Consider the following 16,119-nt stretch of genomic DNA (forward strand, 5'->3'; position numbering starts at 1 on the left):
CGCGTCCCCGGCGTTCGCGCAATCACTTCTAGGATGGATGCATGACCGATTTGAAGCAGTACCGCCAAGCGCTCGGCCAACTAGTTGCCCTGCCATCGGTCAGTTGTGCCTCACCGCGACTAGACATGAGTAACCGGCAGGTGGTGGATTTGCTCGCCAACTGGTTTGCCGACTTGGGCTTCAAAACTCAGGTCGAGGCGCTGCCCGGCCAACCCAACAAAGCCAATTTGATAGCGACGCTCGGCAGCGGTGAAGGTGGCTTAGTCTTGGCGGGCCATACTGATACCGTGCCATTTGATGAACACAGCTGGGATCAAGACCCCTTTAAGCTGACCGAAAAACACGATCGGCTGTACGGCTTAGGCGCCACCGATATGAAGGGCTTTTTCCCGGTCATCCTCGCGGCGGTAAAAGATTTCAGGCATAAGCCTTTGAAGGCGCCGCTGACCATCATCGCCACAGCCGACGAAGAAACGTCCATGGCTGGCGCGCGCGCCTTGGCTAAACAGCATCATCACCAGGCGCGCGCCGCGATCATAGGCGAACCCACAGGCTTGAAGCCCATCCGCATGCACAAGGGCATTATGATGGAAGCCGTGCACGTGCGCGGCCACAGCGGTCACTCCTCGGACCCAGCACTGGGCAATAACGCGCTGGAGGCCATGAACATTGTGATGGCTGACCTATTAAGCTTCCGCCACGAATTACAAAGCAAATACCAACACGCCGGTTTTGCCGTCACTGTGCCAACCCTGAATTTGGGCTGCATTCACGGAGGCGACAACCCCAATCGCATTTGTGGCGACTGCGAGCTGCAGTTCGATCTGCGCAGCCTGCCCGGCATGGACAACCAGCAGCTGCATGCCGAGTTGGACCACCGGCTGGCACCGTTAGCACAGCGGCTTAACGTGGATATTACCCTGCGCTCGTTGTTCGACGATGTACCTGCCTTTGAGCAGGCCGCCGACAGCCAGCTAGTGCTGCAGTGCGAAGCGCTCACGGGTAATGCGGCTGTCAGCGCCGCTTTCGCCACTGAGGCTCCTTTTCTGCAGCAATTAGGTATGGAGACCGTCGTCTTGGGCCCAGGCTCTATCGATCAGGCACACCAACCCAATGAATTTATTCCTCTAGACCAAATTGCCCCCGCCGTTACCGTGCTGCAGCAATTAATTCGTCACTACTGTTGTTAATACAAGGTTAAGTAAGGCTTATCCATGACTCAGGAAAACACCAAACCCATGGCACAACAATACGTTGATTGGTTCCGCGACTCATCGCCCTACATCAACGCGCACCGAGGCAAAACCTTCGTGCTCATGCTACCTGGGGAAGCCGTCAGGCACCCGAATTTTGCCAATATTATTTACGACATAGCGCTGCTGAACAGCTTAGGTGTGCGCCTTGTTATCGTGCACGGCACGCGTCCGCAAGTTGAGGAGCGGCTGGAGCTGGCAGAAATGGATTCGCTGTTCCACGAAAATCTGCGCATCACCGACCCCCAAGCCATGAGCGCCATCATCCAAGCGGCGGGCGAGGTGCGAGTCGATATCGAGGCTGCGCTATCCACGGGCCTGCCCAACTCACCCATGCACGGCGCTCATATTCAGGCGGTCAGCGGTAACTTTATCACCGGCATGCCGCTCGGCGTGATCGACGGCACCGACCTACAATTTACCGGTAAAGTTCGCCGCATCAACACCAAGACCATGCAGCAGTCGCTCGATTTGGGCGCGATTTTGATTGTCTCACCTCTCGGCTACTCACCCACGGGCGAAGTATTTAATTTGAGTTTCGCCGAAGTCGCCACACAAGTGGCGATCAACCTCAACGCCGACAAGATCGTCAGCTTTGTGGAAGGCCATGGCGTGGAGGATGAAAACGGCGGCTTGATTCGCGAATTTATGCTGCACGAGGCGGAGCAATACCTCAACAACGAAAACAGCCGTCCGGCGCACGGCAGCCGACTGGCATTAAATGCCTGCTTCCAAGCCTGTACCAAGGGCGTACCACGCGCGCAGATCGTCTCCTTTAGCGACGACGGTGCTTTTTTGAAGGAGCTATTCACCCGCGATGGCAGCGGCACCATGGTGTATCGCGACAATTACGAACAATTGCGCACCGCGTCAATCGACGATGTGGGCGGTATTATCGAACTTATCGAGCCCTTAGAAAAAGCCGGCATTTTGGTGCGCCGATCGCGCGAAATACTGGAAAGCGAGATCGAAAAGTTCTCGGTACTGGAAAAAGACGGCACCATACTCGCCTGCGCCGCGCTCTATCCTTATTCGACCGGTGCCGCGGAATTAGCTTGCGTGGTGACCCACCCCAGCTACCAAAAGGGCGGCCGCGCTGCCAAATTGCTGCATCAGCTAGAGCGCCATGCCATGCGCGCCGGCATTAAAGAGCTGTTTGTGCTCACCACCCAAACGGCACACTGGTTTTTGGAGCAGGGTTTTGTGCCCGGCGATATCGAGACGCTACCCATTGAGAAGCAATCTCTTTATAACTATCAGCGTAAATCGAAAATATTCACTAAGCGTTTGGCTATTTAGCGCGTTTTACTGCTAACAAACCGCCCTAAATACTCGGCCGGCCGCAGCCTTTCTGGTATGCTTGCCGGCCGTTTTTATTGCAATACATCTATCAGACTTCCGGAGTCGTCTCATGCCAGCCTATCGCTCGAAAACATCCACCCATGGCCGCAACATGGCCGGCGCACGCGCCCTTTGGCGCGCCACCGGCATGAAAGATGACGATTTCCAAAAACCGATTATCGCGGTGGCTAACTCGTTTACCCAGTTCGTGCCTGGGCACGTGCATTTAAAAGACATGGGCCAACTGGTCGCCCGCGAGATAGAAAAAGCCGGCGGCGTGGCAAAGGAGTTCAATACCATCGCCGTGGATGACGGTATCGCCATGGGCCACGACGGTATGCTTTACAGCTTACCCAGCCGCGACATTATTGCCGATAGCGTCGAGTATATGGTCAATGCGCACTGTGCCGACGCCATCGTGTGTATTTCCAATTGCGACAAGATTACCCCCGGCATGTTAATGGCGGCCATGCGCATCAATGTGCCAGTTATTTTTGTTTCTGGTGGGCCAATGGAAGCCGGTAAAACAAAGCTAGCTGAGCACAAGCTCGACCTCGTCGATGCCATGGTGATTGCCGCCGACGACACCGCCTCGGATGAAAAAGTCGACGCCTACGAGCGCTCGGCTTGCCCCACTTGCGGCTCCTGCTCGGGCATGTTTACCGCTAACTCGATGAACTGTTTAACCGAAGCGCTGGGGTTATCCCTGCCAGGGAATGGCTCTATGCTCGCCACCCACAGCGATCGCGAGCAACTTTTCTTAGAAGCCGGACGCAGGATCGTCGACATAACCAAGCGCTACTATGAACAGGACGATGCGTCTGTATTGCCGCGCAACATCGCCTCGCTGCCGGCGTTTAACAATGCCATGGCGCTCGACATCGCCATGGGCGGTTCCACCAATACCATTCTGCATTTGTTGGCCGCGGCACAGGAAGGAGACATCGATTTCAGCATGAAAGATATCGACGCACTGTCTCGCCGTATTCCACAACTCTGCAAAGTCGCGCCGAACACGAAAAATTATCACATGGAAGATGTGCATCGGGCCGGCGGCGTATTTAGTATTCTCGGCGAATTAGCCCGCGGTGGCCTACTCGATACTCGTATTCCTACGGTGCACAGCGCCACGCTGGCCGAAGGTTTAGCTAAGTGGGATATCGCGGTGACCGACAGCCCCGCGGTGCGCGAATTTTTCCGCGCCGGCCCCGCTGGCATTCCCACGCAAACGGCATTTTCCCAGAGTACTCGCTACCCCACACTCGACGGCGACCGCGCTGGCGGCTGTATTCGCTCGGTTGAAAATGCATTTAGCAAAGAGGGCGGCCTTGCGGTATTGACCGGCAACATTGCCCGCGACGGCTGCGTGGTAAAAACCTCGGGCGTCGACGAAAGTATTTGGATTTTTGAAGGCCCAGCCTACGTGGTGGAAAGCCAAGACGAAGCCGTTGCGGATATTTTGGCAGGCAAAGTTAAAGAAGGTGACGTCGTCATTATCCGGTACGAAGGTCCAAAAGGCGGGCCGGGCATGCAGGAAATGTTGTACCCAACAAGCTACTTAAAATCAAAGGGCTTAGGGGCCAAATGTGCGCTGCTCACCGACGGCCGTTTTTCTGGTGGCACCTCGGGCTTAAGTATCGGCCACGCCTCGCCGGAAGCCGCCGCTGGCGGCGCAATCGGCTTAGTGGAAACAGGCGATATTATTCAGATCAATATCCCAGCTAGAAGTATTAACGTAAAACTTTCCGATCAAGAATTAGATGAAAGACGCGCCAAAGAGGATGCTAAAGGTGACTTAGCGTGGAAACCAAAAGCGATGCGTCCGCGCAAAGTTTCTGCGTCGCTAAAGGCCTACGCGCTACTCGCAACAAGTGCAGACAAAGGCGCGGTGCGCGACCTATCTAAACTGTAATTTTTCATCGTCGCTCGGAAATTTTCCGAGCGACGTTAGCACGATCATTCCAAATCGTAGTTTTTGAATCACTTTTTTGCCGCAATTTATCGTATTTATTCCTCCTTCCAGCTGTTATCTCAGAACTCTGTCGCGTTCGATTGTTTTAAATTTTTTCCACTGTTAGCTTTGTTTGGTCGGCGAGGTATTGCCCGAAAAATAATTCTAATGAAAAAAAGGAACTATCATGCAAAAGCGATCTGTTTTTCAAAGAAGATTTTTAACTACGGCCATCGTTGCTGCCATGGCAGCTAGTGCGCAAGTTTCCATCGCACAAACACAAGAAGGTAAAAGTATCGAGGAAGTCACCGTTGTCGGCTCGCGCCTTTCTCAAGGCGGTCAGTTCGAAGGCGCCACACCGGTTCAAGTATTCGACCGCGACAGTATTGATAAATCCGGCTACACCAATTTACAACAACTGTTCGAGAAATCCCCCATCGCCGGTAACGGTACTTTCTCAACCCGCGGTAATAACCAAGATTCCACAGCTAACGGCGCATCCGCCGTAAGCCTCCGCGGCATGGGCGCCGATGCCACTTTAGTCTTAGTTAATGGTCGCCGCGTTGCCATCAGTGCCTTCGCCGAAGGCATCACCACCAACTTTGTCGATATCAACGCATTGCCCGTCAGCGCCGTAGAGCGTATTGAAGTTTTGAAAGACGGCGCATCGGCCATTTATGGTTCGGATGCCGTTGCCGGTGTGGTTAACGTTGTGATGCGCGATAATTTTGATGGTTTCGACGTCTCGGTCGGCTACGGCAATACCACTGATACCGACAACTCAGAAACCACCTTCTCTGCCATTTGGGGCATGAATGGCGACGACGATTCCAACATCACCTTGGTTTTTGATTATTTTAAGAATACCGCGCTCATGAACGCCGACCGCGGTCGCTTGGGCACTGCAAATCAGTCTGCCAATGGCGGGTTTGATTATCGCTCTTCCCGTGGCTACCCCGGTAACTTTACCGTCGATGGCGTTGTCACCATCGATCCCGGTTGTCCAGCCAGCAATAACGCCGACCCAACCTGCGTCTACGACTACGGCCCCTGGAACGTACTTACGCCAGCCGCCGAGCGCGCAGGCATTATTGTCAGTGGTCACAGAAACCTGACCGACGGGGTTGAGTTTTTTACTGAGATTGCGGTCCAGCACAACACCTCGGCGGCACGCGGTGCGCCTACCCCCCTCGATGGCGACGCGGGCCTCACCGTACCCGTATCTCACCCAAACAATCCTTTTACCGGCGCCACCACGATCGGCATTAATCGCTACCGAACGGTGGACGCTGGTGCGCGCGAATGGGATATAGAAACCGATAATGTGCGCGGTGTTTTAGGCTTGCGCGGGAAAATAGCAGACTGGGATTGGGAGCTAGCCGCGCAGCGCGCTAGGAGTGAATCCACGCAAACCGGTAGCCGCTCACAGGGCTGGGTGCGGACAGATTTACTGCAACAGGAAATTGACGCCGGCCGCTATAACCCCTTCGGTGGTGTGGCTAACCCCGATAGCGTTATCGACGCTATTACCACCAGTTTAGTCCGCAGTGGTACATCTCAGCTTTCAAGTGTTGAATTTAATGTGGACGGCGAGCTATTTGCGTTAGCAGGTGGCAACGCTGCCATGGCAGCCGGCCTCGAATACCGTGAAGAAAGCGCGTCGGATACACCGGACGATCAATTTCAACGCGGCTTAATTTTCGGTACAGAATCGGTATCGGCATCAGGCAATCGCGATATTTCATCGGCCTATGTGGAATTTGCATTACCGGTAACGGACTCAATAAACATTAGCCTGGCCGGCCGGCACGACAGCTACAGCGACTTTGGCTCCACCACTAACCCAATGGCTAACATTCGCTGGGCGCCCATGGATAGCTTAGCCTTCCGCGCTTCCTGGGGCACGGGCTTCCGCGCGCCTTCTTTGGCGCAAGTTGGTCTTGGTCCATCACAGGAGTCGTTATTTCTCACCGACGATTATGGGTGCGCGGTAAACATTGCCTATTGTGCCAATACCGATTACACAGTGGTATTCGCAGGCAACCCAAATCTTGAGCCCGAGGAGTCGGAGAGTGCCAATATAGGGGTCGTTTTTAATCCAACAGATGCTTTAACACTTTCACTTGATTACTGGAACATTAAACAGGAAGGTAAAATAGATAAAGTATCTATCGACTATTTATACACCCAGTTTTGTAATGACCAAAACAGTGATGTTTGCGTAAGGTCGACACCACTACCGGGCGACTCGCTCGGCGAGATTACCTCAATCAATAGTGGCTTTATCAATATCGGCGAACAGAATGTCACCGGTGTCGATTTCAGTTTGCTCTGGGCTGACCTAGAAGCCATGGGCGGAACCGTTAATCTGCGCCTAGATTACGCCTTTTTGGTGGAGTTTGAGCGAGTTGAACTCAACGCAGCGGGCGATGGCTTTACCTCGATTGATCTAGCCGGCAAATACAAGTATCCAAAACATCGCTGGAACGTCACCGGCGATTGGGACCTCGAAAACTTCGGCCTATCGGCAACGCTTAACTACATAGGCTCTTTTGATGACCTTGATGGCGATACCAACTATTACATTGACGCCACCCGGACTGTCGATGCCATGGCAACGGTGAATTTACAAGCCCGCTACACGGGCTTACAAAACACCTTGCTCAGTGTGGGCGTCAACAACCTGTTCGATGAAGATGTTCCCTTTGCCAGCGGCGATGGCGACTCGGATTTGTACGGCTATGTTTCCAGCCAACACGATCCGAGAGGCCAGTACGTGTACGGCAAAGTTAGCTACAGTTTTTAACTAAGCGCCTGACCATTAAGCCGCGCCCAGCGCGGCTTTTTTCATCAATGAAGCAGCTCAACGACTTGCTGCCAAACCTTTAGCCTAGGTTTTATTTCCTTCTTTGCGTTTGCGTTTTCTTTTACAAATGATAAACCAACAAGGCGTTTGCCTTTCGTGTAAGCGCTAAACGCCTTGCCCTATTAACTTCCCACCTAACTGAGTTCATCCACTCGGCTTGCAAATTTTAGGCATAAAAAAACCGACCCAAAGGCCGGTTTTTTTAGCGTTAAAGCAACTTAGAGAGCAAGCTGTCTTTCGCGTTCTTTCTCACTCTTAGCAAACTCGATCCACTGCAATGCAAACTTCGCAGAGCGTTTATCTTCCTTCGCTTTTTCAAAGGCTTTAATCGCAGAGTCGTATTTCTTCTGGCTAACAAAGGCCATGCCAAGAACAATTTGTAATTGATCTTCGCGCTTGATGCCCTTGCGCTTAAGCGCTACTTCACCGGCATCGATGGCTTTGTTGTACATGTCGTTGTCGAGGTAGATACCTGCAAGACGCGCATACAAATCACCGGTATCGGATTTAGCCGCAGCCTTCTCCATCTCGGGTAAAGACTTTTTAATCTCTTGCGATAGGCGCCAAGATACTGCCAAGGTTTCTAAGTTTTTAGAGGTTGGCTCGATACGCTTGTCTTTGATGCCTTTGTCGATGATTTTAGCGGCCTTATAAGGCGCCTCTTCACCAAGGAACAAATAAGCGATATTGAGCAGCTCTTTCTCGTTAGTCACCGCACCCATGATGTAGGCGGCTTCCGACGCATGCAGCTGATCTTTCTCGCGACTTACCGTACCATACATACCCGCTAGCTGGCGCCAGTAAGACGCTTTTGGGTAGTGACGCACGAGCTTTTCAAGAATCTTGATAACGGTTTTGTTGTCGCCTTTCTCGTAATAGATCGCGCGCTGTAGCGCAAACCAGTTTTCCTTAGGAACCTTACCTTTAGCCTCGTAGTCATTTACCGCCCAGTTGATGTCCGGCAATGCTTTGTTGAAGTCATTTAAAGAGTAATATGCTTGGCCGCGGAGAACATAGGCATCGGCACCAACAATCGGCGACACAGCCATCCAACGAGTCAAGATGTCGATCGCTTTTTTGTAATCTTCTTGAATGAAGTACAACTGCGCCATGGTGTACAAGGTCGCGGTTTCTAAACCTTCAGGAATGTCATCGGGTCTTGAAACAACGCGCTCGTACGCCTTCAGCGCATCGGGATAGCGCTCTAATGAGTAGTACACGAAACCGTAGTAGTTCCACAGTTGTGCCAACTCATAGCCGTTCCACTTGTCGGTTTCACCTTTTAACTCGTCCAGCTCTTTCAACGCGTTTTTCCAATCACCGGCGTCGGCGAATACTTGAACCTCGGCGAGCTTCTTATAAACGTTTTCACGCAGTGCTGGGGTTTTACGGGTTTTGTGCTGTGGCTTTGCATCGTCTTGCGCAAATGCAACACCGCTGCTCACCCAGTTGCTCAACGCAGTGCCATCCAGTGCAACACTGGCAATGGCTGGCGCCAACAACAAAGGCGCGGCGAACAGTGTGGTTCGCACCATACGGGTAACTGCTGTCTTAATAGTCATAATCACTCCAGTCAGTTACTTCGCAATTGCGAAGCTGATTTTGTTGCGAACACCGGGAACCTCGATGGCTTCACCGTCCACCACGCGTGGCTTGTATTTGAATTTTAGCGCCGCTTTAGTGGCCGCACTGTCAAATATGCCTTCGGGGTCTGCTTCAACAACAACAGGGTCGCGTACAGAACCGTTCTTGGTAACCACGAACTCAACGATCACGTAACCTTCAATGCCACGCTGCAAGGCGCGACGCGGGTATACGGGTTGTACTTTAACGATGGGCAGGTACTCGCCATCGCTAGAGAAACCACCAATACCGCCAACTTGTAAATTTGCCGCTAATTTCGGCGCACCCATGTTGATGGCGTTAGGATTTAGATCAGGAGTATCGAAGTCCATTTCCGGCATTTCTGGCGGTGGATTCAATGGGTCATCAGGCTTCACAGCTTGATCGGTTTCGTACTGGGTTTTGATTTCACGGTCGGGCATGTGGATGTCCACAACCTTGGTATCTTCAACGTCCTTTGGCTCAGTCACGTTCATCGCGATGAGGAAGTGCATTAAAAATATCAAACCTGCCGTGGTAGCTGCCGCCAGAGCCGCTGCTACACCAATTTTTAAGATGTTCATAGCGAGTTATTTCTCAGTGGCGACAGACACATCGAGAACTGACACTTCACGCGCCGCCTCGATAACCTTTTGGATGAATTCGATTTTAGCATCGTTATCAGCCTGAATCACCAAAGCACCCTTGGGGTTCTCTGCATGCAAACGCTCGATGTGCGATTTGATATCGCGCTCATCGACCTGCTGCTTAGCAATCCAGATCTCGTTATTGGCATTAATTGCGACCAGAATATTAGCGTTCTTCTTCAAGAGGCTAGTTGTTGCGTCTGGGCGGTTAACTTCAATACCCGCTTCTTTAATGAACGATGCGGTCACGATGAAGAAGATCAACATGATAAATACCACGTCGAGCATCGGTGTTAAATCGATTGCACCGGCTTCCTCTTCTTGGCTTGGTCTTTTACTCATGACGGTTCTCGTTGTAACTGGTTAACGGGCGGCAGGCCTACAGACCTGCCGCGTCGCCTCGCCGAGGCGATTAATGGTCCATCGTCAGATGGTCAGCCAGCAACTGGGCTTCGTTGGCAGCAGTTTGGGTTAGGAAGGTATTAGCAAATACGCCCGAGAGCGCAGCTACCATGCCTGCCATGGTCGGAATTGTGGCTTGTGAAACACCACTCGCCATGGACTTAGCATCACCACCGCCCGTCACTGCCAAGATGTTGAATACTTCAATCATCCCCGTCACAGTTCCGAGTAGACCGAGCAGGGGACAGAGGGCAACCATGGTTGCGATCATGTCCATATTGCTGTTGATCTTCTCGGAGATGCGTGAAACTAGCGCATACCTTACTTGATGAGCTCCCCAGGACTTACGCTCTTTGCGCGCTTCCCAAGTATCAAGTACTGACTGCACATCGCCTTTCAGACTACCTTTGAAATACCAAACTCGTTCGAAAATCAGAGTCCACATCACAAAGGTGAGGATGGCGATCCATTTAAGGATCGGGCCACCCGAGTCCATAAAGGCGTTAATGGCTGCAAGAGCGTCCATCAATGCCAACATGGTTTATCTCCTACTTCTTTTCGGCGTTTTCAGCAATGATACCAGCGCTCTGCTCATCCAAAATATGAACAACACGCTTGGCCTTGGTATTAACCAGGGTATGCATCAAAACTGTTGGAATCGCTACGATTAGACCCAGTACGGTTGTTACCAAGGCACCAGAGATACCGCCGGCCATGGCCTTTGGATCGCCCGCACCGAAGATGGTAATAGCCTGGAAGGTCACGATCATACCGGTAACGGTACCGAGTAGACCCAACAGCGGAGCAACCATCGCAATGATCTTCAACAGCTGCAAGCCGCTTTCAATCTGGGGACGCTCTTTCAACACGGCTTCTTCAAGCTTCAGCTCGAGTGTTTCTGTGTCTACTTTTGGATTGTCTTCAGCCACTTTCAATACGCGACCCAGCGGGTTGTTAGTATTGGCTTTTTGTTGCTTAAGCTGAGCGTTAACCTTGCCTGAAATACCCATCAGCACGATGAAGCGCCACAGAGCCAAGAGGGCTGCGAAAGCACCTACTGCAGAGATGATGTAACCGACAGTACCACCTTGATGCCAACGCTCTTCCAATGAAGGCGTGTTGATCAGCGCAGCCAGTAATGAACCACCTGATGGACCGGTAGGATCGATACCAACCTTGGTGAAACCGCTGGTTGAATTTTGTGCCGCTGCCGCACCGCTCAAGAAGCTATCGGGCTGACGAACCAGCTCTTCGATCTTGCCATCTTTCGGTGAGTAGGTGAGGTATTTGCCATCTGACAACAGGTTGAAGTTACCGACGCGAACAATCGTCTGCGCAGCCTTCTCGCCGTTTGGCTTGATCACGGTACCGGTGAAGGTAGTGACTTTGGCGCCTTCGATGGTTTCACGCTGCAGTTCGTACCACAGACGCTCAATTTCATCGATCTTTGGCAACTTGGTAGCCGAGTTCATCTTGTCAATGAGGGCATCCAAGAATGCGGTGCGATCGCCGTATTGGGCAGACACAACAGACGTGTTGATGTTAGAGCGCAAGTCGCCAGCGGTTGACGTCAAGTGACCGAACAATTCTTTCAGAGAACCCAAACGCTCTTGAAGCTGCTTGCGCTTCGCGGCTACTTGAATTTCTTGTGCCTTGTACTTGGCTTCCAACTGCTCAGAGCGACGCTCTTCGGCAGCTTTTTCAGCCTTGGCTTTGTTCAGCAGTGACTGCTGGTTAGCTTTGTCGCGCAAGAACTCAGCTTCGCGCTGTTTGTGCTCGCGGGTTTCAGACACTTTAGAGTCTTGAACCATTTTCAACAGCTGCTCTAAAGAAGCGGCTTTGTCGTCTTGGGCAAAGGCAGCGCTAGCGCCAAAGATACCCGCTACGGCTACGATTAAGCAGCGCTTTACGAAGGTCAGTTTCATTATTTAGCCTCCGGAGCCAAGATGGGTAAGCCCATGATATCGTTAGTCGCTTGTTTCTTAGCGATTTTGATACCTTGTAAGATAGATGTACGGTATTCGCCAGAGTCTAACTCGACGTATGCTTTTTGACGCGCATCCCAAGCACCAGACAAACGCGTGTCTGTGGTTTGGTACATCAAGGCAACACGGCCAACGCGCAGAATGTTTACTTCGCGGTCCTGACCACCGATGTTCAAGGTATCTTTATACGTGTCGATTTTACGACCGTACTCAGATTCAATTTTGTAAGCTTCAAGAACTTGACGGAATTTTTCAGCAACTGAAATATCCGCACGCTCTTGGTTGGCGCGAAGTTGCTCGATGCGGTCGCGACGCTCGGTCAAGTGGAAAGGTACGTCCAGCTCAACGAACTGCTCCAAACCATCCAACATGCGAAGGATCAACGGCTGGATTTGACGCTCCATTACCGTTACCTGGTCGATTGACTCTTCCAGATCAGTCAATACAACGAGCTGGTTAGCAATCTGCTTTTCCTGCTGAGCGTTGTATACCTTCAAGCCTTCAATCTGCTTATTAACAGTTTTGAATTCCTGCAACAGAGAATTAGTGTCATCGGCGATCTTGTCGATACGCTTCTGAGACTGCATAGCTGCTGTGGTTTTAGCCTGACCTGTCTGCAGAATCGCATTCAGGGTTTGGTCTGCTTGAGCCACACTGCCAATCAGTGCGCCAGCAGAAAGCATTGTGGACAATGCCACCGCTTTCATTCGTTGCTTCTTCATAGTTCCCCCAACTCGGGTGCTTTTTGTGCAATCAACTTTGCGCGTCAGTTTAGTTTCACTGCCACACACGCTTAATTCCGCGTTGCTCCGGCGACAGAGAAGGGTGGCATTGTAATGACCCCCTCCGTCAAGATTCAACGACTAGACGAATATCCAAAAACAGTTTGTGCCGTTAAGTAACACAAAGGTAACAGATTGGTAACAACTCTCGGAAAGTACATCCAACAGCGGTAACACCAGCCCAAAAAACGTACAACTGCATGGTGAATCGTTATGAAGCTTGCCAAATTTGCGACAACTTTCACATTCGATCCAGCACTATAAACGAATAGTCATAAGGATTGGAACCTCCTGAGCTATGCCTTTCTTCGCTTATTTGTTGCCAATACTGCTGTTCAAGGTGAGGAAAATGTGCATCGCCCTCAACAACTGCATGAACCTTAGTCAAATACAGGCGGTTTGCCATAGGCAATGCCTGTCGATAGATCTCGCCGCCACCAATCACCATAACCTCATCCGCATTTAGGCTAGCCAACAGCGTTTGTGCCAATGCCAATGCTTGATCTAGCGAGTTACAGACCGTAACACCCTCAGCCTGCCAACCGCGCTGACGCGTAATCACGATATTCGGCCGACCGGGCAGCGGTCGGCCGATGGATTCAAAGGTTTTTCGCCCCATGATCACCGGCTTGCCTAGCGTCGTGCGCTTAAAATAGCCGAGATCGCCAGGCAGGTGCCAAGGCAACTGATTGTCTTTGCCGATGACATTGTTTTCCGCCATGGCGACGATAAGTGCTAGCCCAGCCATTAAATCGCCACCGGCGCTGGTATGTGGGGGTCTGGGTGATAGCCCAACAATTCAAAGTCCTCAAACGTGAAGGCCAGAATATCCTTTACCGCTGGGTTAATTTTCATGGTCGGCAGAGCTTTGGGCGTGCGCGCTAACTGCAATTCAACCTGTTCGGCATGATTGCTATACAAATGCGCATCGCCAAAGGTGTGAACAAAGTCGCCCAAGGCTAAATCACACACCTGCGCCAACATCATGGTGAAGAGCGCGTAGGAGGCGATATTAAAAGGCACGCCGAGGAAAATGTCGGCGCTGCGCTGGTACAACTGGCAGGACAACTTGCCTTCGGCCACATAGAACTGAAACAGGGTGTGACAGGGCGCCAAGGCCATCCGCCCCTGAGCTACATTGTCTTGGGGCGATAAAGCTTCGTCGGGCAACGCCGTGGGGTTCCATGCAGAAATCAGAAGACGCCTAGAGTTTGGCTTGGTTTTTATCATCTGCACCAAATCTTTAATTTGGTCCACCACCACGCCATTTGGCCCTTCCCACGAGCGCCATTGGTGGCCGTAAACCGGGCCGAGATCGCCGGATTCCGTGGCCCATTCGTCCCATATTTTGACGCCATGTTGCTTTAAATAAGCGGTGTTGGTATCGCCCTGCAAAAACCACAGCAGCTCGTGAATGATGGATTTCAGATGGCATTTTTTCGTCGTGATAAGTGGAAAGCCCTGCGCTAGGTCGAAGCGCATCTGGTAGCCGAACACGCTCTTAGTGCCGGTGCCGGTGCGGTCGCCTTTTTGCACGCCGTTATCGCGAACATGGCGCATTAAATCTAAATACTGTTTCACGATGATTTCACTCCACTCGCATCACGCTTTTTGTAGGCCCAGAGGAAAAAGATCAACCCCAACAAAAACATCGGCGCCGATAACACTTGGCCGCGGGTCACCCAGCCAAATAAATCAAAACTAATATGGTTATCAGGCTCGCGCACAAACTCCACCATAAAGCGGAACAAACCGTAACCCATTAAAAACAAGCCGCTCACCGCCATGCGCGGGCGCGGCTTGGCGGAAAACCAAAACAAAATGACAAACAACAAAAATCCCTCGAGAGCGGCCTGATACAACTGTGACGGGTGTCTTGCCAGTGCTTCGGGGTCGCGGGGGAACACCATGGCCCAGGGCAGGTCTGTGGGTCGGCCCCAGAGCTCTTGACCGATAAAATTACCTAAGCGGCCAAACGCTAAACCCAGCGGTACCATGGGTGCAATGAAATCGGTGATGGCAAAAAAGGGCTGCTTAATCTTGCGCCCGTAGAGCCAGAGCGCAATCAGCACGCCGAGCAAACCGCCGTGGAACGACATCCCGCCCTCCCAGATTTTCATCAACCAAAGTGGCTCTTCGAGGAAGCGATCAAAATTATAAAACAGCACATAACCCAAGCGACCACCTAAGATGACGCCAAAGGCGCCATACATAATCAAGTCTTCTACCTGGGCGCGGGTAACCGGGCTATCGGCGCGCGCGGCGCGGCGGGCGGCGAGAAAACCGGTACCGAGAAACGCCGCCAAGTACATCAAGCCATACCAGTGCACCGCGAGCGGCCCGAGGCTGTAACCGGCTATCTCAAAGGGACCAAAAGCAAAGGCGATAGGGTCTATTTCGGGGTATTTCAACATGAACAATATCCAATCTGTGGAGTATCAGGCGTTGATCCAACGCACATCAGGCGGGCATTATGCTTTCTTCACTCGCTCGCTGCCACAACTGCCCATGTGTTTACTCTTTATTGCCCATCAAGCTCACAACCACTGGCCACTTATCCTCGCCAGCAACCGCGATGAATTTCACCAGCGCGCCACGGCTGCTGCCCACTATTGGCAGGACAACCCGCAATGGCTGGGCGGTAAAGACCTAGAGGCCGGAGGCAGCTGGCTGCTGCTCAACCGCAACGGCCGATTTGGCGCGCTCACCAATGTGCGCAATGGCCAGCTTGCGGCGGGTAAACTGAGTCGAGGCGAATTGGTCAAACGCGCGGCCAGCCTAGACCATGGAGGCTCTATCAATGGGCGCGACTTCGGCGGTTTTAACCTGCTCACCGGGGTACTCAACGGCGGGCAATGGCAGATGCAGGTGACGTCGAATCAATCAGACCCACAGCCGCGCTCGCCACTCAACGCCGGCATCCACGGGCTAAGTAATGCCAGCCTCAACACACCCTGGCCAAAGGTCGCCTCGGGCAGACGAGAATTGCACCAGCTACTGAGCGATACAGACGGCGAGGCGGCGCTAGAACAAGGCCTCTGGCAACTGCTGAGCAACCGCAATCAAGCGCCAGAGGTCGAGCTGCCCGATACAGGCATCAGCCGAGACATGGAATTATTGCTGTCGAGTCGATTTATTGTAAACCAGCGCTACGGCACCCGCGCCAGCACACTGCTGTTAGTTGATAGGCAACAGCGAGCGCTGTTCGTTGAGCGCAGTTTTGATACGGCGGGGGGACTGCAAAGCGAAACCCGTGAGCGCTTTAGCTTTGACGGTTAACAGGCAAGCCG

At 52.3% G+C, this 16,119-nt stretch carries 14 protein-coding genes; 5 read left to right on the forward strand and 9 right to left on the reverse strand.

The features are described from left to right. Nucleotides 1-41 precede the first annotated feature (41 nt). The 4 genes from argE (at nt 42) to ACGHTT_RS18620 (ending at nt 7,351) form a co-directional block, all read left to right on the forward strand. Nucleotides 42-1,190, forward strand: coding sequence for an acetylornithine deacetylase (gene argE, locus ACGHTT_RS18605; protein WP_390592503.1), 1,149 nt, complete (start codon nt 42-44; stop codon nt 1,188-1,190). 24 nt (nt 1,191-1,214) lie between these two features. Continuing rightward, nucleotides 1,215-2,552: an amino-acid N-acetyltransferase gene (gene argA / locus ACGHTT_RS18610; RefSeq protein ID WP_390592504.1), complete on the forward strand. Its 1,338-nt coding sequence runs from the start codon at nt 1,215-1,217 to the stop codon at nt 2,550-2,552. Nucleotides 2,553-2,664: 112 nt separating this feature from the next. After that, nucleotides 2,665-4,506 (forward strand): dihydroxy-acid dehydratase, encoded by a 1,842-nt coding sequence (gene ilvD, locus ACGHTT_RS18615; protein ID WP_390592505.1) that lies wholly within the window; start codon nt 2,665-2,667, stop codon nt 4,504-4,506. A 226-nt stretch (nt 4,507-4,732) separates the two neighbouring features. Further along, the gene (locus ACGHTT_RS18620) at nt 4,733-7,351 is read left to right on the forward strand and encodes a TonB-dependent receptor (RefSeq protein WP_390592506.1); all 2,619 of its coding nucleotides are present in this window, start codon (nt 4,733-4,735) and stop codon (nt 7,349-7,351) included. 278 nt (nt 7,352-7,629) lie between these two features. On the opposite strand, the gene ACGHTT_RS18625 is transcribed toward ACGHTT_RS18620, so the two are convergent. The 9 genes from ACGHTT_RS18625 to lgt all read right to left on the reverse strand — a co-directional run bounded on the left by ACGHTT_RS18625 (nt 7,630) and on the right by lgt (nt 15,243). Beyond that, nucleotides 7,630-8,973, reverse strand: a complete 1,344-nt coding sequence (locus tag ACGHTT_RS18625) for a tetratricopeptide repeat protein (protein WP_390592507.1) — start codon at nt 8,971-8,973, stop codon at nt 7,630-7,632. A gap of 15 nt (nt 8,974-8,988) precedes the next feature. Further along, a complete protein-coding gene (locus ACGHTT_RS18630) occupies nt 8,989-9,597 on the reverse strand; it encodes an energy transducer TonB (protein ID WP_290259804.1) in 609 nt (202 codons plus the stop codon). A 6-nt stretch (nt 9,598-9,603) separates the two neighbouring features. Next, on the reverse strand, nt 9,604-10,002 hold the full coding sequence (locus ACGHTT_RS18635; protein ID WP_290259806.1) for a biopolymer transporter ExbD: 399 nt from the start codon (nt 10,000-10,002) through the stop codon (nt 9,604-9,606). Between the two features lie 70 nt (nt 10,003-10,072). After that, nucleotides 10,073-10,600 carry a MotA/TolQ/ExbB proton channel family protein gene (locus ACGHTT_RS18640; RefSeq protein WP_290259808.1) on the reverse strand — a complete coding sequence of 176 codons (528 nt, stop codon included), beginning with the start codon at nt 10,598-10,600 and terminating at the stop codon, nt 10,073-10,075. A 10-nt stretch (nt 10,601-10,610) separates the two neighbouring features. Beyond that, the gene (locus ACGHTT_RS18645; RefSeq protein ID WP_390592508.1) at nt 10,611-11,987 is read right to left on the reverse strand and encodes a MotA/TolQ/ExbB proton channel family protein; all 1,377 of its coding nucleotides are present in this window, start codon (nt 11,985-11,987) and stop codon (nt 10,611-10,613) included. After that, nucleotides 11,987-12,769 (reverse strand): DUF3450 domain-containing protein, encoded by a 783-nt coding sequence (locus ACGHTT_RS18650; RefSeq protein ID WP_290259811.1) that lies wholly within the window; start codon nt 12,767-12,769, stop codon nt 11,987-11,989. Before ACGHTT_RS18650 ends, ACGHTT_RS18645 begins: the two co-directional genes overlap by 1 nt. 301 nt (nt 12,770-13,070) lie before the next feature. Next, nucleotides 13,071-13,577: a type 3 dihydrofolate reductase gene (gene folA, locus ACGHTT_RS18655; protein ID WP_390592509.1), complete on the reverse strand. Its 507-nt coding sequence runs from the start codon at nt 13,575-13,577 to the stop codon at nt 13,071-13,073. Continuing rightward, the gene (locus tag ACGHTT_RS18660; protein ID WP_390592510.1) at nt 13,577-14,410 is read right to left on the reverse strand and encodes a thymidylate synthase; all 834 of its coding nucleotides are present in this window, start codon (nt 14,408-14,410) and stop codon (nt 13,577-13,579) included. Before ACGHTT_RS18660 ends, folA begins: the two co-directional genes overlap by 1 nt. Beyond that, nucleotides 14,407-15,243 carry a prolipoprotein diacylglyceryl transferase gene (gene lgt / locus ACGHTT_RS18665; RefSeq protein ID WP_390592512.1) on the reverse strand — a complete coding sequence of 279 codons (837 nt, stop codon included), beginning with the start codon at nt 15,241-15,243 and terminating at the stop codon, nt 14,407-14,409. Before lgt ends, ACGHTT_RS18660 begins: the two co-directional genes overlap by 4 nt. Here lgt and ACGHTT_RS18670 point away from each other — a divergent pair. Beyond that, nucleotides 15,242-16,108 (forward strand): NRDE family protein, encoded by an 867-nt coding sequence (locus ACGHTT_RS18670; protein ID WP_390592514.1) that lies wholly within the window; start codon nt 15,242-15,244, stop codon nt 16,106-16,108. The two genes, lgt and ACGHTT_RS18670, sit on opposite strands and share 2 nt — an antisense overlap. The last annotated feature ends 11 nt before the right edge of the window (nt 16,109-16,119 follow it).

Source organism: Simiduia litorea, from assembly GCF_042853465.1.
In the GTDB taxonomy this organism is placed as follows: domain Bacteria; phylum Pseudomonadota; class Gammaproteobacteria; order Pseudomonadales; family Cellvibrionaceae; genus Simiduia; species Simiduia litorea.